This window comes from Taklimakanibacter deserti (assembly GCA_003574785.1).
This window is the reverse complement of record QORU01000009.1, coordinates 22,271-41,004: the sequence shown is the minus strand read 5'-3', so window position 1 is coordinate 41,004 and position 18,734 is coordinate 22,271. Positions and strand designations below refer to the sequence as shown.

General features: G+C 64.5%; 16 protein-coding genes. 7 read left to right on the top strand and 9 right to left on the bottom strand.

Annotation, left to right across the window (positions count from 1 at the left end):
• The first annotated feature begins 61 nt into the window (after positions 1-61).
• From DS839_RS19390 to DS839_RS19370, 5 genes are read left to right on the top strand one after another with little or no spacing between them, the layout of a single operon-like run.
• Positions 62-949, top strand: a complete 888-nt coding sequence (locus DS839_RS19390; protein ID WP_119272120.1) for a glucosamine kinase nucleotide-binding domain-containing protein — start codon at positions 62-64, stop codon at positions 947-949.
• Entirely contained in the window at positions 946-1,710 is a 765-nt protein-coding gene (locus tag DS839_RS19385; protein ID WP_119272119.1) for a GntR family transcriptional regulator, read from the top strand. Before DS839_RS19390 ends, DS839_RS19385 begins: the two co-directional genes overlap by 4 nt.
• Positions 1,707-2,708, top strand: a complete 1,002-nt coding sequence (locus DS839_RS19380; RefSeq protein ID WP_119272118.1) for an SIS domain-containing protein — start codon at positions 1,707-1,709, stop codon at positions 2,706-2,708. Before DS839_RS19385 ends, DS839_RS19380 begins: the two co-directional genes overlap by 4 nt.
• Positions 2,705-3,850, top strand: a complete 1,146-nt coding sequence (gene nagA / locus DS839_RS19375) for an N-acetylglucosamine-6-phosphate deacetylase (RefSeq protein ID WP_119272117.1) — start codon at positions 2,705-2,707, stop codon at positions 3,848-3,850. Before DS839_RS19380 ends, nagA begins: the two co-directional genes overlap by 4 nt.
• Positions 3,847-4,698, top strand: a complete 852-nt coding sequence (locus DS839_RS19370) for a protein phosphatase 2C domain-containing protein (RefSeq protein ID WP_162918668.1) — start codon at positions 3,847-3,849, stop codon at positions 4,696-4,698. Before nagA ends, DS839_RS19370 begins: the two co-directional genes overlap by 4 nt.
• Here DS839_RS19370 and DS839_RS19365 read toward each other — a convergent pair.
• On the bottom strand, positions 4,688-6,022 hold the full coding sequence (locus DS839_RS19365; RefSeq protein ID WP_119272115.1) for a UDP-glucose dehydrogenase family protein: 1,335 nt from the start codon (positions 6,020-6,022) through the stop codon (positions 4,688-4,690). The genes DS839_RS19370 and DS839_RS19365 overlap by 11 nt on opposite strands.
• A gap of 70 nt (positions 6,023-6,092) precedes the next feature.
• Positions 6,093-7,238 (bottom strand): DUF3095 domain-containing protein, encoded by a 1,146-nt coding sequence (locus DS839_RS19360; RefSeq protein WP_119272114.1) that lies wholly within the window; start codon positions 7,236-7,238, stop codon positions 6,093-6,095.
• A 104-nt stretch (positions 7,239-7,342) separates the two neighbouring features.
• On the opposite strand from DS839_RS19360, the gene DS839_RS19355 reads away from it, so the two are divergent.
• Together DS839_RS19355 and DS839_RS19350 are read left to right on the top strand one after the other, a co-directional pair.
• Positions 7,343-8,422, top strand: coding sequence for a glycosyltransferase family 4 protein (locus DS839_RS19355; RefSeq protein WP_119272378.1), 1,080 nt, complete (start codon positions 7,343-7,345; stop codon positions 8,420-8,422).
• The gene (locus DS839_RS19350; protein ID WP_119272113.1) at positions 8,419-9,162 is read left to right on the top strand and encodes a polysaccharide deacetylase family protein; all 744 of its coding nucleotides are present in this window, start codon (positions 8,419-8,421) and stop codon (positions 9,160-9,162) included. The genes DS839_RS19355 and DS839_RS19350 overlap by 4 nt, the downstream gene beginning before the upstream one ends.
• Before the next feature lie 4 nt (positions 9,163-9,166).
• Here DS839_RS19350 and DS839_RS19345 read toward each other — a convergent pair whose 3' ends face one another.
• The 7 genes from DS839_RS19345 to DS839_RS19315 all read right to left on the bottom strand — a co-directional run bounded on the left by DS839_RS19345 (position 9,167) and on the right by DS839_RS19315 (position 18,702).
• Positions 9,167-9,997, bottom strand: a complete 831-nt coding sequence (locus DS839_RS19345) for an MBL fold metallo-hydrolase (RefSeq protein WP_119272112.1) — start codon at positions 9,995-9,997, stop codon at positions 9,167-9,169.
• A 41-nt stretch (positions 9,998-10,038) separates the two neighbouring features.
• Positions 10,039-11,736 (bottom strand): adenylate/guanylate cyclase domain-containing protein, encoded by a 1,698-nt coding sequence (locus DS839_RS19340; RefSeq protein WP_119272111.1) that lies wholly within the window; start codon positions 11,734-11,736, stop codon positions 10,039-10,041.
• A gap of 27 nt (positions 11,737-11,763) precedes the next feature.
• Positions 11,764-12,228 (bottom strand): cyclic nucleotide-binding domain-containing protein, encoded by a 465-nt coding sequence (locus DS839_RS19335; RefSeq protein ID WP_119272110.1) that lies wholly within the window; start codon positions 12,226-12,228, stop codon positions 11,764-11,766.
• A gap of 32 nt (positions 12,229-12,260) precedes the next feature.
• Positions 12,261-14,990 carry an ABC transporter transmembrane domain-containing protein gene (locus tag DS839_RS19330; RefSeq protein ID WP_119272109.1) on the bottom strand — a complete coding sequence of 910 codons (2,730 nt, stop codon included), beginning with the start codon at positions 14,988-14,990 and terminating at the stop codon, positions 12,261-12,263.
• 117 nt (positions 14,991-15,107) lie between these two features.
• On the bottom strand, positions 15,108-16,259 hold the full coding sequence (locus tag DS839_RS19325; protein ID WP_119272108.1) for a glycosyltransferase family protein: 1,152 nt from the start codon (positions 16,257-16,259) through the stop codon (positions 15,108-15,110).
• On the bottom strand, positions 16,256-17,494 hold the full coding sequence (locus DS839_RS19320) for a glycosyltransferase family 4 protein (protein ID WP_368911743.1): 1,239 nt from the start codon (positions 17,492-17,494) through the stop codon (positions 16,256-16,258). Before DS839_RS19320 ends, DS839_RS19325 begins: the two co-directional genes overlap by 4 nt.
• Complete coding sequence (locus DS839_RS19315) at positions 17,491-18,702, bottom strand: glycosyltransferase family protein (RefSeq protein WP_368911741.1); 1,212 nt, start codon at positions 18,700-18,702, stop codon at positions 17,491-17,493. Before DS839_RS19315 ends, DS839_RS19320 begins: the two co-directional genes overlap by 4 nt.
• Positions 18,703-18,734 lie beyond the last annotated feature (32 nt).

Here is an 18,734-nt window from a genome sequence, read left to right as displayed (position 1 = left end):
ATAAAATCTTCGCACTTCCCATAAGGTATTATTTTGGTATTCTACATCCACGGAGAATCGCGTGACGGACAGGCTTTTTTTAGGGATAGACGGCGGCGGCACCAAATGCCGCGCCCGCATCAGGACGGAAGATGGCGCGCTCGTCAGCGAAGCCATCGGCGGGCTTGCCAATATCTATTCGGATTTCGACGGGGCGCTACGCACCATCCTGGCCACGGCGCGCGAGGCTTTGCGCAAGGCGGGGCTCGCCGAAACCGGGACGGAGCGCCTTTATGTCGGCTTGGGGCTGGCGGGGGTCGTCACCGAGGAGGCGGCCGAGCGCGTTAGACGCGCCGGCCTCCCCTTCGCCGCCTTCAGCGTCGATGTCGATGCCTATGTCGCCTGCCTCGGCGCTCATGACGGTCGCGACGGCGGCATCGTCATCGCAGGCACAGGCTCGGCCGCACTCGCGCTTGTCCGCGGCAAGCGCCATTGGCTCGGCGGCTGGGGCTTTCCTTTGGGCGATGACGGCTCGGGCGCCATATTGGGCCGCGCCGCCTTGCGCCGCGCGGCACTTGCTTTTGACGGCATGATCGAGAATTCGCCTTTGCTCGATGAGCTTCTCGCCGAATTCGGCCGCGACCGGCAGGGCTTTGGCGATTGGGCGCTGACCGCCTTGCCGCGCGATTATGCGCGCTTCTCGCCGCGCATCTTCGCCGCCGCAGCCGCCGGCGACCGGCACGGCATCGAGCTCGTCGAGCAGGCGGCCTTGGGCGTCGCCCGGATGGTCGAAGCGCTCATCGCCAGGGGCGCCCCCTCGATCGCGCTCATTGGTGGCCTGGCGCGGCCGGTGACGCCCTATCTCCCCGAAAAACTGCGCAAAGCTCTGATCGAGCCGCACAAGGATCCGCTCGATGGCGCCATCATGATGGCGCGCCGCGCCGCGGGCCTCAAGGATTGGAGCTCATGAGCCATCTCGATCCGATCTTCGATCGCGCCCGCATCGCCGACGAGAGCCCGGCGCCGCTCTATCACAAGCTCAAGAAGCTCGTGACCGAGGCGATCGCGCAAGGGCGCCTCACCAATGACGAAGCGATCCCGGCTGAGCGCGACCTCGCCCGCATGCTCGGCATCTCGCGCGTCACCGTGCGCAAGGCCTTCGCCGATCTCGTCGCCGAAGGCGTGCTGGTGCAGCGCCAGGGCTCGGGCACGTTCGTGGCGCCCAAGTCCCAGCGTATCGAGCAGCCTCTGTCGCGGCTCACCAGCTTCACCGAGGACATGCGCTTGCGCGGCATCAAGACCGATGCCGACTGGCTCGACCGCTCGACCGGGCTGCCGACGCCGGAGGAATCGCTTGTGCTGGCACTGTCGCCGGGCGAAAAGGTCACGCGTTTTCACCGCTTGCGCCGCGCCGACGGCAAGCCGCTCGCCATCGAGCGCGCCACGATCCCGCATCGTTTCCTGCCCGATCCCGATTTCGCCGGCACCTCGCTCTATGCGGCACTCGAGGCCCGCGGGCTGCGTCCCATCCGGGCGCTGCAGCGTCTTCATGCCGTGGCCTTGACCGCGAGCGAGGGCGAGCTGCTCGATCTGCCGGAGGGCAGCCCGGCTTTGTTCATCCAGCGTGTGTCCTATTTGGCCGATGGCCGCATCGTGGAATTCACCCGCTCCCATTATCGCGGCGACTCCTATGATTTCGTCGCCGAGCTTCATCTTACAGCAGGATCATGACCGAGTTCGAAACCCATATGGCGCGTGAGATCGCCGAAGCGCCTGAAGCCGTCGCCCGCATGCTCGCCACCAATGCCAAGGCGCTCACCGAGCTCGGCCGCCTCTATCGCGAGAGGAAGCCGAGCCATATCGTCACTTGCGCCAGGGGCTCGTCCGATTGCGCCGCCTCCTATTTCAAATATCTGGTCGAGATCACGCTGGGCCTCCCCTGCTGCTCGGTCGGCGCGTCCGTCGTCTCGGTCTATGGCGCCAGGCTCGCTTTGCGCGACACGCTGCTGCTCACCATCTCGCAATCGGGCAAGAGTCCCGACATCATCGCTTTCCAGGCCGAGGCGAAGCGGGCCGGCATCCCGACCCTTGCCGTCACCAACACGGAAGATTCGCCCCTGGCGCGCGAAGCCGATCTCTGCCTGCCGCTCTGCGCCGGAATCGAGCAGAGCGTCGCCGCGACCAAGAGCTTCATCACCTCGGCCGCCATGGCGGCGGGGCTCACCGCCGCCGCCGCGGGCGACGCCCGGTTTTCCGACGCCTTGCAGGCACTGCCGGACGATCTCGCCAAGGCGCTCGCCTTGCGCTGGAGCGACGCCGAGGACATGCTCACCGAATCGCACTCCTCCTTCGTGCTCGGCCGCGGCCCGTCCTTGCCTATGGCGCAAGAGGCGACCTTGAAGCTCAAGGAGACCGGAGGCCTCCATGCCGAAGCCTATTCCGCCGCCGAAGTGCTGCACGGCCCCATGGAGCTGGTGACCGAAGGCTTTCCGGTGCTCGTCTTTTCGCCCAAGGACCAGGCCTTGGCCACGACGCGAGAGACGGCGAGACGTCTGAGCGATGCCGGCGCCCATGTGATCACGCCCGATTATGCCGCGACACGGCATCCCCTCCTCGACCCCATTTCGCTGATCCAGACCTTTTACGGCAGTGCCGAACGCATCGCGCGGCGGCGCGGACGCAATCCCGACAGGCCGCGGCTGCTCAAGAAGGTGACAGAGACAAGATGACACGCTTCGCTCTGACCGGCGCCCGCCTCTTCGACGGCGTAAGCTTCCACCACGACAAGGCGGCGGTCATCGCCGGTGGCCGGATCGAGGAGATCGTGCCCCAGGCCCGGCTCGATCGCGGCATCGCCGTCACCGATCTCAAGGGCGGCGTGCTGGCGCCGGGCTTCATCGACGCGCAAGTGAATGGCGGCGGCGGCGCGCTCCTCAACGACAAGCCGTCGCTCGCCGTCATCCGCCGCATGGCGGAGGCCTTCCGCGCCTTCGGCACGACCAACATGCTGCCGACCGTCATCACCGACAGTCCGGAGATCACGCGGCAAGCGGCCGATGCCGTCAAGGCGGCGCGCCGGCAGGGCGTTCCCGGCATCCTCGGCATCCATATCGAGGGCCCGTTTCTCGATCCGCGCCGCGCTGGCGCCCATCCGCCTCAGCACATCCGTCCCATCACGCCCGAGGACGTCGCTTGGCTCAAAAGCCTCGATTGCGGCATCGTGCTTTTGACCGTCGCCCCCTCGCATGTGTCGCCTGATACCATCCGCGCGCTCAGCCAAGCGGGCATCATCGTCTCGCTCGGCCATTCCGAGGCGACCGCGAGGGAGGCGCAAGCAGCGCTGGCCGCCGGCGCTCGCGGCTTCACCCATCTCTTCAATGCGATGAGCCAGTTGCAGAATCGCGAGCCCGGCATGGTGGGCGCGGCCTTGACCGATGCTGAAAGCTATTGCGGCATCATTGCCGATGGCCATCATGTCCATCCGCTCGCCTTGCAAGTGACGCTCAAGACCAAAAAGAAAGGCCGCTTGTTCCTGGTCACTGATGCGATGCCGCCCGCGGCCGGGGGACCGCCGCGTTTCGAACTGCAGGGCCGCGAGGTGATCGCGCGCAATGGCCGGCTCGAGCTCGATGCCGGGACACTTGCGGGCTCCATCCTCACCATGGACGAGGCGGTGCGGTTTTGCGTCACGGTGCTGGGCGTCGATCTCACCGAGGCTCTGCGCATGGCCTCGCTCTATCCCGCCGAATTCCTCAAGGTAGATCGAGAATTGGGTCGCTTGGGCCCGGGCTTCCGCGCTAATCTCGTCCATCTGACGGATGAGCTTTCCGTCACCCGCACATGGATCGACGGAGAAGCTTCTCCCCAATGAGACTGAAACTTGCCGGCCGCATCAGCCAGGGCAGCGGCCGGGTGAACGAGGATGCCGTCGGCTTCATCGGCGAGCCTGACGACGTTGAGGCCGCCTGGGCGCTTGATGGCGTGACCGGCATCAATGACGTAAGCCTCGGTCTTGCCGGCAGCGATGCGCAGTGGTTCGTCACGCGTATCGATGCGCATTTGCGCAAACTCCTGCCCGGGGCGCTGGACGTCAAGACGGTCATGTCGGATCTCGTCGACCGGTTGATCGCCGATCAGGCCGAGGCGCTCCGCCGCAGCAAGATGCCCGACGCCTATGACCCGCCCGCCGCCTGCATCGCCGCTTTATGCCGCATCGGGTCGGGGTGGCACGCCGTGCGGCTCGGCGATTGCCGGCTGCTGGCGGATGATCGCAACGGCTTTCGCCGCATCGTCGATTTCGCCAATGATGATTTCGATCACTGGATCACGGCCGAGGCGCAGCGCCTGCGCTCCTCCGGCATGTCGGACATCAAGCAGATTTCGCAGAAATTGCAGCCCGAGCTCTTCGCCAATCGAAGGCGCCGCAACCGCCCCGGCGGCTACGGCGTGATCGAGGCCGATCGCGCCTGCCTCGCTTTCGTCGAGCATATGCCGCTCACCGATCCCACTTCAGCCCTCATGGCGAGCGATGGTTTCTTTCGCCTGGTCGATCACTATGATGCGGCATCGGAGCAGGAGCTTTTGGCGCGGGCTCAGTGTGGCGAAGTCGCCGATCTTTACGCCAGGCTGCGCGAGATCGAGGCCAGCGATCCGACTTGCGAAAAATTTCCGCGCTTCAAGCCGGCGGACGATGCCAGCGCGATAGCTCTCAGCGCGTAGCGGTTATCAGCGGCCGCAAACTGTGCCGGCCGAGACTGTGATAGATGAAGGGCGTCTTGGCGATGTCGGCGATGGAATAGAGGTTGCGCAGGTCGATCATCACCGGCTCGCGCATGCCGCGCGCCAGCCTGACGAGATCGAGGCCGCGGAATTCGTTCCATTCGGTGAGCAGGATGACGGCATCCGCATCCTTGGCGGCTTCATAGGCGGTCTTGGCCCATTGGATGCCGGCAAAGGCGCTGTTGCCGTCGTTGCGCACGACCGGATCATAGGCGACGACCGTGGCCTCAGCCGCGGCGAGCGCCGGGACGAGGTCGAGGGCCGGCGCATCGCGCAGGTCATCCGTTTCCGCCTTGAAGGCGAGACCCAATATCGCAATGCGCTTGCCCGCGACCCTCCCGCCCAAGGCCGTGCTGACGCGCGTAAAGAGCTGCGCTTTCCGCCTGTCATTGGCGCCGACCACCGCCTCGATGAGGCTGAAGGGGGCACCTGCTTCCCGGGCGGTCGCGGCCAGGGCGCGCGTGTCCTTGGGAAAGCACGAGCCGCCGAAGCCCGGTCCCGGCTGCAGATAGTGATGGCCGATGCGCTTGTCGTGGCCGATGCCCTTGGCGACCACGGCGATATCGCCGCCGACCTTCTCGACGAGATCGGCGAGCTGATTGATGAAGGCGAGCCGCATCGCGAGATAGCCATTGGCGGCATATTTGATGAGCTCGGCCGATTCGAAATCCGTGAAGATGAGCGGCGCCCCGGTCATGGTGATCGGCTGGTAGATCTTGCGCAAGGTCTCCTGGGCGCGTTTCGACTCGCTGCCGATAACGATGCGGTCGGGATGCAGGAAATCCTCGACCGCCGAGCCTTCGCGCAGGAATTCCGGATTGGCGGCGACGTCGAATTCGGCATCGGGCCTCGCCGCCCTGATCTGCTCCTTGAGCTTGCGCGCCGTGCCGACGGGCACGGTGGATTTGGTGATGATGACGGAATAGCCGTCGAGCGCTTGCGCGATCTGGCTCGCCGCCTGGTGCACGTAAGCGAGATCGGCGGCATCGTCGCCGCGCCGCGTCGGCGTCGAGACGGCGATGAACACCGCCTCGGCCTGGGCGACCGCCGATTTGAGATCGGTGGTGAAATGGAGGCGTCCGGCCTGGCTGTTGGAACGAACGAGATGATCAAGGCCCGCCTCATGAATGGGCATCCGCCCGGCATTGAGCTCATCGACGCGCTTGGCGTTCTGGTCGACGCAGAACACATCGAAGCCGAATTCGGCAAGGCAGGCGCCGGAGACCAGTCCGACATAGCCGGCGCCGATGACAGCAATCTTCATGTGACTCCTACCCGCCCCTTTTGTTGAGGATTGTCAATGCCCTAGACGACTGAGCGGCATGGCGCAAGCGTCACGCGGCAAGCATTGCCTTCATATTGGCGGCCGCCATGGCATAGCCGCCCGCGGCCCCGTCGATGAAATGGAAATGGTCGCGTGCGAAGGGATTGGGAACGAAGCAGGTCATCAGCGCCGAGTTCTGGCGATGCAGGCCATAGCGGCAGAGCCCTTCCTGGCCCGCCTGCTTGAGGCGCTCTTCCAGCCGGGCGACGCGCTCGGGGCCGATGTCGACGGTGAGCTTGAGCCCATCGTCGAATTTGCGGAAATCGGTGTTCTGGGCGACGTCGTTCTTATAGACCGCGGCATCGAACCGGCCGACTTTCAGATTGTTGTTGAAGACCACCCAGCCCGCAAGACTTTCGGCCAGGATATAGAGCTTGCGCGCCAGGAGGGAGCCCCGCCGCGAGGCCAGCGCCTCGTAATTGAGGCCCTTGGGCGGAAAGCCGAATTTGCGCGGCACCGGCAAGCCGGCCTGTGGCTCGCCGCTGACGATGCCGATGATGTCGTCGACCAGCTTGGAAAATTCCGCGCCGCGGCCTTGGCCCTTGGGCGTGACGATGATCGAGACGATCTCGCCGTTCTTCGCGGCGATCGGATCCCAGCGGCAGGACAGTCCGGTGAGATCGGGACGCGACTTGGGCGGTGCTGCGGGCACCGCATAGTTGCCGGCCTTCATCTGGCTCTCGGCCCAATTGGCGCCGCCGCCCGCAAACATGGCGTAGGTGACATGGGGGCTCGCCTGGAAGCGGGCGACCTTCACATCATGCCCCTGCTGGCGGATATCGCTCATCGGCACAATTGCGGCCCTGAGATCGAGGCCGAGGTCCTCCTTCACCCAGACCTGCGTCTGAGCCAGCGCCTCGCGTGTCTTGGCAACGGCGCTCGGCGGTATCGCCAAGAGCGCGCCGTCGCCGCCGAAGACGAAGGGAATGCGGCCATGGCCCAGCGCATTGAGCACGGCCGAGATCACGCTGACCCCGGCCATGTTGACGGCCTTGTATTCGCCGCGCTCGATGGCGCGCGTCGAGCTCACGATGTCGGCGGTCGCCAGCGACCAGTCGGCCGGCAAGGGCTGGTAGTTGCGCTCATCGGCGACGCCGGAAAATTCCTTGAATGTCGGCAGGGTGTCGAAGAATTCCAACCTGGTTCCGTCGCTCATGCCGTGACGCTAGCATGGCGAGACTAGCTTGGCGATAAAGCCCCCGTGAACACGCTCGCACCCTGCGATTGACGACGAAGCGGAAGGCCGCCATAGGCAAAAAGGTGAAGATCGCATTCTACGCACCGCTCAAGGCGCCCGATCATCCGGTTCCCTCCGGCGACCGGCAGATGGCACGCCTGCTCATGCAAGCCTTGGCCCAAGGCGGCTTCGATGTGACGCTCGCCAGCCGCTTGCGCGCGTTCCGGGCCGAGCCCGGGCCTCTCGATGACTTGAAACGCAAAGCCGACGCCGAGAAGACAAGGCTCAAGCAGGAATGGGCCGGCTCAGGCAAGCCCGATCTCTGGTTCACTTATCATCTCTACTACAAGGCCCCCGATCTCATCGGTCCCGATCTCGCCCGCGAATTTGAGATTCCCTATGTCACGGCGGAAGCGTCCTATGCCAAGAGGCGCGACCTCGAGGGCTGGGCCGAGGCCCAGGCGCTGATCCGCGCTGCCGTCAGCCTGGCGCGCGTCAATCTGTGCTTCACCGATCGCGATCGCCCGGGATTGGAAAGCATTGCACCTGAGGCGCGCTTTGCGTCGCTCGCGCCCTTCATCGACACCACCGCCTATGAAAACATCGCGGCATCCTCACCCGGGCAAAGGCTGGTGACGGTGGCGATGATGCGCAAGGGCGACAAATTCGCGAGCTTCGCCATGCTCGCCAAGGCGCTTTTGCTTCTCATCGACCTGCCCTGGCATTTGACGGTGATCGGCGACGGCCCGCTGCGCGCCGAAACGATCGCTTTGTTCGACGGCATTCCCAAGGACCGCATCGATTGGCGGGGCGAGCTCGGCACCGATGCCGTACGGTCGGCCCTCGCGGAGGGCGCCCTTTATGTATGGCCAGGCTGCGGCGAAGCCTATGGCATGGCTTATCTTGAAGCCGAGGCCGCAGGCCTCGCCGTCGTGGCGCAGGCGACCGCCGGCGTCCCGGCCGTGGTCCATCACGAAAAGACCGGCCTGTTGACCAGGGAAGGCGATGTCGCGGCCTATGCCGCGGCGATCCGCGCGCTGCTTCTGGACGATGCCCGGCGCGCGGCCTATGGCAAAGCGGCGCGCGATTTCGTCTTCGAGGAACGCTCTCTCAGACTCGCCGCGGTAAAGCTCGGCCTGATCCTCAGGGGCATCGTATCATGACTCTCTGGCAACCGGTCGAAAGCGAGCTCGCGCGCTGGCGCGATCTGGGCCTGACACCCGAGCTGTGGCTGCGCGATGACGACGCGGCCGAGCCGACGCCCAAGCTCGACCGGCTGATCGCGCTTGCGGAAGACTACGGGATACCTGTTGCTTTGGCGATCGTCCCGGCGCGGTCGGGGCCTGCGCTTGCGCGCCGCCTCGAGACGGCGCCGCACATCCATCCCGTCATCCACGGCTGGTCGCATGCCAATCACGCCCCACAGCTCGAGAAGAAGCAGGAGCTGGGTCCGCATCGGCCACGAGCGACAGTGCTGAACGATCTCTCGGCGGCCTTCGCACGGTTGTCCGAGCTTCATGGCGAGCGTCTCGTGTCCATGCTGGTGCCGCCCTGGAACCGCATCGATCCGGGCCTCCTCGACGACCTGCCGGCGCTGGGCTTTCGCGCGCTGTCAGCCTTCGGCCACAAGCTGCGCCCACGCCCGGGTCTTGCCGTCGTCAATACCCATATCGACATCATCGATTCGCATGCGGGCAATGCCTGCCGCGATCATGCCTGGCTTGTCTCAGCCCTCGCCGAGGAACTGACGGCGGCCCGCGCCGCGGGCGGCCGGCCGGTCGGCATATTGAGCCATCATCTGGTGAGCGATGATGAGGCCTTCCGGTTCCTGCGCGATCTTTTCACGGCAGCTCCGCCGGGGATCGCAAGCTGGCGCACAGCGCGAGACCTTCTCGCCGCCTGAGGGATCAAAGCTCGACCACTTGTCCCTGGCGCGCGACGAAGGCGCCGGGGAATTCCGCTTTCGCATCTTCCCCGATCTTGTCGAGCTCGTCGTCCTCGCGCAACGGCGAGTGATGGAAGATGGCGAGCTTCTTGGCGTTGGCCGCGCGGCACAGCCGCACCCCTTCTTCCCAGCTCGAATGGCCAAAGCCGCGATAGCGCGGCATCTCCTTCTCGCAGAAGGCCGCGTCATAGATGACGAGGTCGGCGTGATCGATGAGCTTCAGCACATTCTGGTCGAGCTTGCCCGGCACATGCTCGGTGTCGGTGATGTAGCATGCGCATTTGCCCTGGAATTCGACGCGATAGCCGACCGCGCCATTGGGATGGTTGAGGCTGCCGGTATGGATGACGATGCCGTCATGGGGCTTGAGCACGTCGCCCGGCCTGAAATCCCTGTAGTCGATGTCGGCGATGAAGATCTCCGGCGCGATCGGGAAATAGGGCGCCTTCATGATGCCGGCAATCATCTCGTGCGTCGTCATGACGCCGGCAAGATGTCCGGACCAGATGCGGACCTTCATGCTGCTGCGATAGAGCGGCATGAAGAACGGAATGCCGAATATATGGTCCCAATGACAATGCGAGAAGAACATGTCGAGGCGCTTAAGGCCCTCCTCCTCGATCTGGAGGCCGGCGCGCTTGAGGCCGGAGCCCGCATCGAACAGCAGGAGATGCTCGCCGCAGCGCATCGCGACGCAGGAGGAATCGCCGCCATAGCGGGAAAAGCCCGGCCCCGAGACCGGAATGCTGCCCCGTGCACCCCAGAACTTCACAGTGAAATCACGCTTAACCATCAATGACTTGTATCCCTCGCTCAGGTCTATGGTAGCAGGTCTTACGCGCTATGCGACTCCAAAGCGGGAAGCTCCGTCGCCCGCTTTACCATAACGACCTCGATCGGCTCCGCCCGTCCCCGGATGTCGAGCCGCCGCGTCTCGAGCCGGGTAGCATCGGCTTGGGCCCTGTCCAGAACCGCTTTAGAAATGATGGCCTGCATATTGAGCTCCTTGCACGCCCCTTCCAGCCGGCTTGCGGTATTGACCGTATCGCCCAGGGCGGTGACGGCGCCGGCGGCACCCGATCGCCCCGCCGCCCCGATGCGGCCGAGGATGGCCGAGCCGGAATGGAGGCCTATTCCCATTTCGAGCCGGCCGCGCAGCTCCTCGTGGAGGCTTTGATTGAGGGCATCGAGCACACCGCCCATGGCGCGGGCCGCCTGCAACGCCTCGATCGCGCCGGTCTTCGCCGTCTTGTCCATGCCGAAGATCGCCATGATGCCGTCACCCATGAACTTGTCGACATAGCCGCCGGTGTCGGTGATGACCTCGCTCATCCGGCCGAGATACTGGTTGAGCAAGAAGACGACATCATAGGAGAGCCGCTGCTCCGACAGCTTGGTGAAACCCCGCAAGTCGCAGAACATGACGGTGACCTCCTGCTCGACGCCCCAGAAATATTTATCGGCGAGCCCGCCCAGCGCATCGGCCGTCACCGCCGGCAGCAAGGTCGTGATGGTGATGTCGTTCACCGGACGGAATTGGCAGGCGAGCCGGACATTGGCGGGAGCGCCGACACGCTGCAGCACCCGGCGCTCGTTGACATTGGGCGGCGGCTGATCGGCATCGCCTTCGATGACGCGCACCCGGCAAGTCGAGCAGCGCGCCCGGCCGCCGCACACCGATGCATGCGGAATATTGTGGATGCGGCTGATCTCGAGGACCGAGAGGCCGCGCATCGCCGACACTTTTTGCCCGCCGGTATAGGAGATGGTGATCCGGCTGCGATAGTGGTCGAGGACGCCAAGGCCGATACGCGCGGCCACGATCAAAGCGAGAAGGCCCAGATAACCATAGACCTCATAGCTGATGAGGTGCTTGAGGAATTCCGCTTGCTCAGGCGTCAGTGGATTGTCGAAATCCGTCTCATAGCGAATGGCGCGCGCCGCCGACGTGAAGCCGGCATAGCCCAAGGCCGGCACCAGCACGGCGAGCGCGACCCAGAGCCATTTGAAGTTCTTGTACCAGGCCTTGAACTGCAGCCAGTGATGCAGCCCGATGCAGCCATGCACCCAGACGAGGATGATGAGCGCCGCCTGCGGCCAGGCTTCGCCCGGCCACATGATCCACAGCGCGTAAGTGTAGTTGTCGTCGACGCCGGCATAAATATGGGCGCCCCTGAGAGCGGTGGCGTGGCGCAGGAGCAGCACCGGGATGAGCAGGCCGAACGCCAGTTGCACCCATTCATGCGGCGCTATCCTGAGGCCGCGCCGGCTGATGAAGATGGCGATGCCCAGCACGAAATGCACGATGAGGGAGATGAGGAGGATGGCCGTGCCGAGCGGGCTGCGGGTGACGGCGATGCGCCACTGCCGCACCACTTCCATGGCGTCGGTCGACACCAGGCCGACCGCGTGATTGAGGAGATGCGTCAGGGCAAAGGCGAAGAGCACGAGACCGGTCAGAAGCCGCACCTGACGCAAGCTCATGCGCCCGAGGGCTGGCGCGGACGGCAGGGCGACGTCGGGCTGAGTCATGCCGACCTCTGCAGGATCCCGCAGATCCTAATTCGCCTTCCGCCTGAGATTGCTGCGCGCCTCGCTGAGCTCGGCCGTCGTATGGCTCAGGCGATCGGCCAGCACGCGCATGATCTCGACCGCCATTTCCGGAAACTCGGCCAGCAATCTGAGGAAATGATCCTTGCGGATGCGCAGCGTCTCGAGCGGCGCATTGGCCCTGACCGTCGCGGTGCGGGCGACGTCGCAGAGTATGGCGATCTCGCCGACGATCGAATTGGGCTCGAGCGTCGCCACCTTGATCTCGCCCGACTGCGAGTTGACCAGCACGTCGGCGGAGCCCGCCAGCACCACATAGGCGGCATCGCCCGGGTCGCCCTGCTTGAACAGCGTCTGTCCGGCATCGAAGCTGACCCTGTCCGACGTGAAGGCCAGAAGCTTGAGCTTGGCAGGAGCCACGCCGGCGAAGAGCGGCACACGCCGCAACAGCTCGACTTCATCCCTGAGCTGCATGGCTCAATTCTCCCTTTTCCATCTCACCCATATTACGACGCCAAAAGCCCCGCGAAAACGCCCTTTCGCGCCATCAGATGGTCATAATTCCCGTCCTCTACGGCAGCCCCGCGGTCGAGTACCACGACCCGGTCGAACAGGCGTGCGAGGTTCGGATTGCTCAAGACCCAGATGACGGCGGGCTTGCGGCCGTCGCGATGCGCCTCGCCGATGACCGAGCGCACCAGTTGCTCCTGGGTGCGCTGCTCGACCGACGACATCGCCTTGTTGAGAATGATGTAATCGCCGCGCTTGAGCAGCGCCCGCGCGACATGCAGCTTCTGGCGCTGCACCGTGGTGAGGCGCCGGCCGCCGACGCCGACATTGAATTCGAGGCCGATCTTCACCACGTCCTGACTGAGCTTGAGATCGTCGAGCACCGCGCGCACGGTGCTGCGGATGCGCTCGGCGGCATCGGCATGGCGATGTCCGATGCGGCCGAACAGCACATTGTCGAGGATGCTGGCGGACTTGTTGTAGCCTTCCGCATCATAGAGCTCGATCGCCCCTTTGAGGCTGTCGGGCAGGTTGTCGTAGAATGCCATGCGCGCCTCGACGATGCGATCCATCATGTCCTGGTCGAGGAGACCAAAGCGGTAGCGCGGCTCGACATAGGAGAAGGTTAGCTTCATGATGCGCTGGCGATCCGCTTCCGGGACCTGGGCGAAGGGCCTGTCCTGCAGGCGCTGCAGCAGCGCCTGGTAATCCGGGATCTCGTCCGCCGTCATGAAGATGAGCTGCTGGAAGAACGGATGATCGGGCGGCAGGTCGCGGAACAGCTCGACGGCGTTGCGGGCGATCTCGAGACCCATGCGGTAGAGCGCTTCGTCGAGTTGAGATTTCGCCAGGATCGACCGGAAATAGGCATTGGAGGCGAGGTTGGCGTTCGAAAGCTCCGGTCCGACCGGCGTGCCGAACAGCAGGTTCTCGGCGACCGTCGCTTCCGTATTGTAGAGCGCCAGATCGAACGAGACGACGAGGCCGGAAAGCCCTTCCTCCTGGAGCCTCGCCTGCAGCGCCTTGCGCGCCTCGACGATATGTTTGGGAATCGCCGGATGCAGTTCCTCGTCGACCGAGGCCCTGAGGCCCAGATCGAACACGTCGTCCGAGAAGGAGACGGCGTCGAGAACCTGCTCGATAGCCGCGAACAATTCATCGGGTCCGTTGACGCCGATCGTCTCGTAATCGATCCAGTCGCTGCGCAGGTCGTGATCGGGATTTCCGGCGCGCCCCGCTTCATCCTTCTCCCATTCGCGCTGGCTCGCCATCGCCCCTTCATAGGTCCGCTCGCTGACCGGATAGTGCTTCAGCACATAGACGATGTTGTCGTGGATGGTGCCCTGGAAGAGATGGGCATCGCCCGAGGCATAGGCGATGCGGCGGCCCGTCAGCGCCTCCGGCAGCGCGAGCAGGTCCGATCCGTTGACGGTGATGCGGCCGTTCTCCGGCCACACCAGGCGGGCGATCGCATCGGCCAGCGCCTCGCTGCCGCCGCCGGCCGTGCCGATGACCGCGACGCTTTCTCCCGGCCTGATGTCGAGGGTGATGTTTTCCAAAAGCCTGGCGCCGCTGTCGTCGCTGGCCGAGAAATTGGCGATGGAAATCGCCGTGGTGATCGGCACCACCGGTCCGGGGGTCAGCGCCTCCACCTGCGGATCGATGAGCTGGTCGACATGGAATTGCTCATAGACCTGGGCGTATTTGACCTGCACGTCGAGGCGCTGCTGGTCCCAGTCAATCAGGTCCTTGATCGGGCTCGGCAGATCCTTGTAAGCCGAGATCACCGCGACGAGCTGGCCGATATCGAGCTGACCCTTGAGCGCCAGATAGCCGCCGATCGCATAGAACAGGAACGGCGTGACCTGTGCCAGGAAGTTGTTCAGGAACTTGACGAAGAACTTCCACTGATAGAGGTCGTAGCGGATCTTGAAGATGCGGCCGAGCCGGTCGGCAATATCGGCGCGCTCGTAATTGGACGTGTCATGGACATGGACCGAGGAGATGCCGTCGACGATCTCGCCGACGCGTCCCGCGAGCTGGCGCGCGGTAAGCTGGCGTTCCTTGCCGAGCTTGATGAGCCGGCGGCGCATTTTTGGGATGATGAGACCCTGGATGCCGACCATGAAGGCGGCAAGGATGCCGAGCCAGAAATTCTGCAGCATGATGAAGAACAGCGCGGTTGCCGCCTGCAGGCCGAGGAAGGCCGGCTGCACGAAGGCATCGCCGATGAAGCCGCCCAGGGGCTCGACCTCGTCCTTCACCATGGTGGCGACTTCCGATGCCTTTACCCGCTTGAACACATTGGGCGGAAAACGCAGGACGCGATCGACGAGCTGGAACCTGAGCCGTCTCAGCATGCGCTCGCCGAGCCGGCCCTTATAGGTGTTGATATAGAGCTTGAAGAGGCCGTTGATGATGACGAGGACGAGAAAGGCGGCCGACAGCGCCATCAGCATCTGGAAGCGGTCGAACTTGAAGCCCTCGAACAGGATGACGGGCTCGGCCTTGCTGATCCAGTCCGGCAGGTCGATGGCGAATTTCAGGAAGGTCTGCTGCGCGCCCGGCGTGTTGAAGCCATCGCCCTGGATGGGTCCGTTGACGATCTGCTTGGGCAGGTCGAGCGACATGTAATAGGTCGGCATCGACAGGAAGATGATGAACAATATCCACAGCTGCTGCCGGCTCGTATGTTTCCAGATATATTTGGCGAGATTCTTATCCATGCGGCACAGGTTGCTCGCAAGGCGGGGTCGGACGGGCTGAGGAGAGATGGTTCATGACGGCTGGCTTCAGCATACAAAATCGCCTGTTTTCCCGCTACTGGCAAAACACCATTTGGATCAATGCTTAAGACGACCTTGCCGGCTTTCCGAGACGGCCGCGAAACGATCCCTGATGAGCCGCGCGGTCTGCCGGGCCCCGTCGAGATCGATGGCCTGCGCGGCGGGCTCCGGCGCATCCTGCATCGCCTCGGCGAGGCTTTCCGCGGTGAGGCGGTCTTCCCGCACCACCCTCGCAATACCGAGTTTTTCGAGCCTTTCCGCCCTGTCGCTCTGCTCGCTCTCGCCCCCTTCGGCAAAGGGGATGAGGACGGCCGGGCAACGGGCGCGCAATATATCGCAGACCGTATTGTAGCCGGCTTGCGAGACGGAAAGCCCGGCATTGGCGAGAAGGCCCGGAAAGTCCGGCCTGAAAGTCTCGAGTGTGACCCCCTGGGGCAGCCGTGTGGCATGAGCCGCCTGCTCGGACTGGGGATAATTGGGGCCGGTGATGATGCACCAGCGCGGCCACCGGGCCATGAGCCGGGGCGCCGCCTCGGCCGCCGCCTGGATGAGCTTGCGCCCGGCGCTGCCGCCCCCGGCCGAGACCACGACATCGAAATGGTCCCTTGAGGTCTGGGCCTCGCCCGCGACCAGCCCGGTATAGACGATGCGCTCGGCGATCCGCCGGGCCAGCGGAAACGTCTCCTCGAGCCGCGCGAAGCCTGGATCGCCATGGACCAGAACGAGGTCGAAGAACTCCTCGACGGTGCGAACCGTCTCCTCTGCCCGCTCAGGCTTCCGGTTTTCCTGCAGGATGTCGCGCACCGAGCTCGCGATGATCGGCGGATGCTGTTGCGCCTTCGCGGCCTCGAGCAAGGGGATGAGCTCGAAGCGCATCTGCCGCCGGCCGAAGGGGAAGGCCTCGATGATGAGGACGTCGGGCTGCGTTGCCGCCAATGTCGCCAGCAGGCGATCGCGGCGCATGGCTTTGAACTCGTCGCTCAGAGGCCGGTCCTCGGCATCGACGAGTTCGGAGAAGGATGTGTCGCGTGATCGGATCGGCGGCAATTGGACGAGCTTGACCTGGGCTTTGGCGAAGCCTGAGACCGGCGTGCCGCCGCTCACCAGCGTGACGTCGATCCCGTCTTCGCTCAAGGCGGCGGCGATGCGGCTGACCCGCGCCAGATGGCCGATGCCGAGAAGATGCTGGACATAGACGAGGGCCTTCATGAATGTCCCCTCGCCGCTTGGAACAGATCGGCAAGCTGGCGGATGCTGGCTTTATGATCGAAGGCCGCGCGCACGCGTTTCTCCGCCGCATCGCCGAGCCGCCGCCGGAGCTCCGGGCTTTGAATCGCCCGCGCCAGGGCGGTGCTCAGGCTTTTCGGATCGTCCGGTGGAACGAGAAGGCCGTTGACGTCGTCGCTCAACAGCTCGGGCACGCCGGAAATCGTGGTCGAAATCGCGGCGAGCCTCTGGCTCGCCGCCTCGACCAGGACATTCGGCAGCCCATCGCGATCGCCGTCGCTCGCGATGCGGCAGGGCAGGACGAAGAGGTCGCTGGCGCGGTACCGGGCCAGGACATCCGCTTGCGCCCGCGACCCGAGCCAGTCTATGCGCGAGGTGAGCCCCAGCGCCTCGGCTTCGGCCTTGAGCCGGTTGGCCAGCTCGCCGCCGCCAATATGGACGAAGCGCCAGGCGAGATCTTTCGGCAACAGCGCCAGCGCCTCGAGAAGCACGGAATAGCCTTTCTTCGCGACCGCACGCCCGACGCTCAGGAGGATCACCGGGTCTTGGGCGTCGGATCCGTCGCGCGCCGGCCGTTCGCCTTCGAACTTGCCGAAGCGCTGAAGATCGAGCCCGTGATAGCTCAGATGGATCCGTGCCGGATCGTGGCTGAGACTCTGGAGCTTGTCGAAACCGGCCTTGGTGCAGGTCGCGACGAAACGCGCCGCGGCGAGCTTCTCTTCGAGCTCCCAGTCGGGCGACGTCCAGATGTCCTTGGCATGGGCGGAGCAGCTCCACCCGAGCCCCAAGAGGATGCTGGCATAGAGGGTGACGGCGGCCGGCGTGTGGATGAAATGCGCATGCAGCCAGTCGGCATCCGGCGGGAATTCCGCGGCGAGCACCAGCGCCTGGCCGAAACGGCGCCAGCGGTTGCGCGTCCGGTCGCGCTTGAGGTCGATGAGAAAGGCCTTGCGCATCGATCGATAATGCGGGAAGCGGCGCGCCTTCCACCACGAGCGCAGGACCCGCCAGGGCTCGTCATGGAGATATTCCGGCAGATAGGCGACCCTGGCCTCGATCTCGTCATGGACCGGATGGCGTTTCTCCTCGGTCGGATGGCGCATCGAAATGAGAGTGAGATCGAGGCCCGCAAGCTCGAGCCCGCGCAGCTCCTGGGCGATGAACGTCTCGGACAGGCGCGGATAGCCTTTGAGGACGATGACGATCTTCTTCGTCAAGTGCCGCCTTCGATGACGGAAAGGCGTTTTTGCGAACCGGGCTCCAGCCATTCGCCGACCAAATCGGTGATGTTCTCGAGTCCGTCGAGCTTGAGCTTGGATGTCACCTTCGAGGGCGGCGCGCGATCCGGCAGGCGATGGAGCGCCTTGGCCATCAGCGCCGGATCTTCCGCTTCCGGCGGCAGCAGCATGTCAATGACGCCGAGATCGGCGGCGCGGCGCGCGCGGATGAGTTGCTCCTCGCGCGGCGTGACGCGCGGTACGATCAGCGCCGGCTTGTCGAAGGACACGATCTCGCAGAAAGTGTTGTAGCCGCCCATGCCGACGACGGCGCGCGCCTCGGCGATCAGGTTTTCCATGCGGTTGTCGAATTCGATGATCTGCACATGCGGGATGGAGGACCCCTTCTTCAGGAGCTTGCGCCGCTTGCGCGCCGGCATGAACGGCCCGAGCACGACGAACAACTGGTGCTTCAGCGTCTGGTCGTGACGATAGGCGTCGAAGATATTGTGGATGAGATCGGCGCCGTCGCCGCCGCCGCCGGTTGTCGCCAGTATGTAATTGCCCTCGACATGGCGGACCGACACGTCGCTGTGCGGCAGGTGGCGCTGCAGGAAACCGACATAATTCATCCGTGAACGGATCGCTTGCGGCACGTCGAAATCGGTCAGCGGGTCATAGAAATCGGCCGGCCCATAGACCCAGATCGAATCATAGAACGTGCCGATCTTGCGCAACACGTCGTTCTTCGCCCATTCCGCCTTGAGCAGATGTGGCGCATCCATGACCTCGCGCAGGCCGAGGACGAGGGTGGTGCCGTGCGTCTTGAGATAGGACAGCGTCTCCTCGAGCTCGCCGCGCAGGCCCATCGGCTCCTTGTCGACGATAAACATGTCGGGCTGGAACGACTCCGCCGTGTGGCGGATGATCGCCTGGCGCATTTGCAGCGTCTCATGCAGGTCGGTATGGCGGTCGATGGATGTGTATTCGCCGTTATGCAGCTTGATGATCGAGGGGATCTTCACGAAGTCGACACGCACGCGATAGTCGAAGGCGCCGGCGATGGTCGAGCCCGAGATGATGAGGACGCTCAAGCCGCGATAATTCTCTACGAGGGAGTGCGCGATCGTCCGGCATCGCCTGAGATGGCCGAGGCCGAACGTATCGTGGCTGTACATGAGAATGCGCGCGTGTTCCAGCCGCCGCATCGTCAGTCCCCTCTCGTTGCTTTTCCGCCCGG

Bases quoted from the DNA above. Each gene is read 5' to 3' on its own strand.
- DS839_RS19385 (WP_119272119.1), top strand. From the start codon at position 946: ATGAGCCATCTCGATCCGATCTTCGATCGCGCCCGCATCGCCGACGAG.
- DS839_RS19380 (WP_119272118.1), top strand. From the start codon at position 1,707: ATGACCGAGTTCGAAACCCATATGGCGCGTGAGATCGCCGAAGCGCCT.
- nagA (WP_119272117.1), top strand. From the start codon at position 2,705: ATGACACGCTTCGCTCTGACCGGCGCCCGCCTCTTCGACGGCGTAAGC.
- DS839_RS19370 (WP_162918668.1), top strand. From the start codon at position 3,847: ATGAGACTGAAACTTGCCGGCCGCATCAGCCAGGGCAGCGGCCGGGTG.
- DS839_RS19365 (WP_119272115.1), bottom strand. From the start codon at position 6,022: ATGAAGATTGCTGTCATCGGCGCCGGCTATGTCGGACTGGTCTCCGGC.
- DS839_RS19360 (WP_119272114.1), bottom strand. From the start codon at position 7,238: ATGAGCGACGGAACCAGGTTGGAATTCTTCGACACCCTGCCGACATTC.
- DS839_RS19350 (WP_119272113.1), top strand. From the start codon at position 8,419: ATGACTCTCTGGCAACCGGTCGAAAGCGAGCTCGCGCGCTGGCGCGAT.
- DS839_RS19345 (WP_119272112.1), bottom strand. From the start codon at position 9,997: ATGGTTAAGCGTGATTTCACTGTGAAGTTCTGGGGTGCACGGGGCAGC.
- DS839_RS19340 (WP_119272111.1), bottom strand. From the start codon at position 11,736: ATGACTCAGCCCGACGTCGCCCTGCCGTCCGCGCCAGCCCTCGGGCGC.
- DS839_RS19335 (WP_119272110.1), bottom strand. From the start codon at position 12,228: ATGCAGCTCAGGGATGAAGTCGAGCTGTTGCGGCGTGTGCCGCTCTTC.
- DS839_RS19330 (WP_119272109.1), bottom strand. From the start codon at position 14,990: ATGGATAAGAATCTCGCCAAATATATCTGGAAACATACGAGCCGGCAG.
- DS839_RS19325 (WP_119272108.1), bottom strand. From the start codon at position 16,259: ATGAAGGCCCTCGTCTATGTCCAGCATCTTCTCGGCATCGGCCATCTG.
- DS839_RS19315 (WP_368911741.1), bottom strand. From the start codon at position 18,702: ATGCGGCGGCTGGAACACGCGCGCATTCTCATGTACAGCCACGATACG.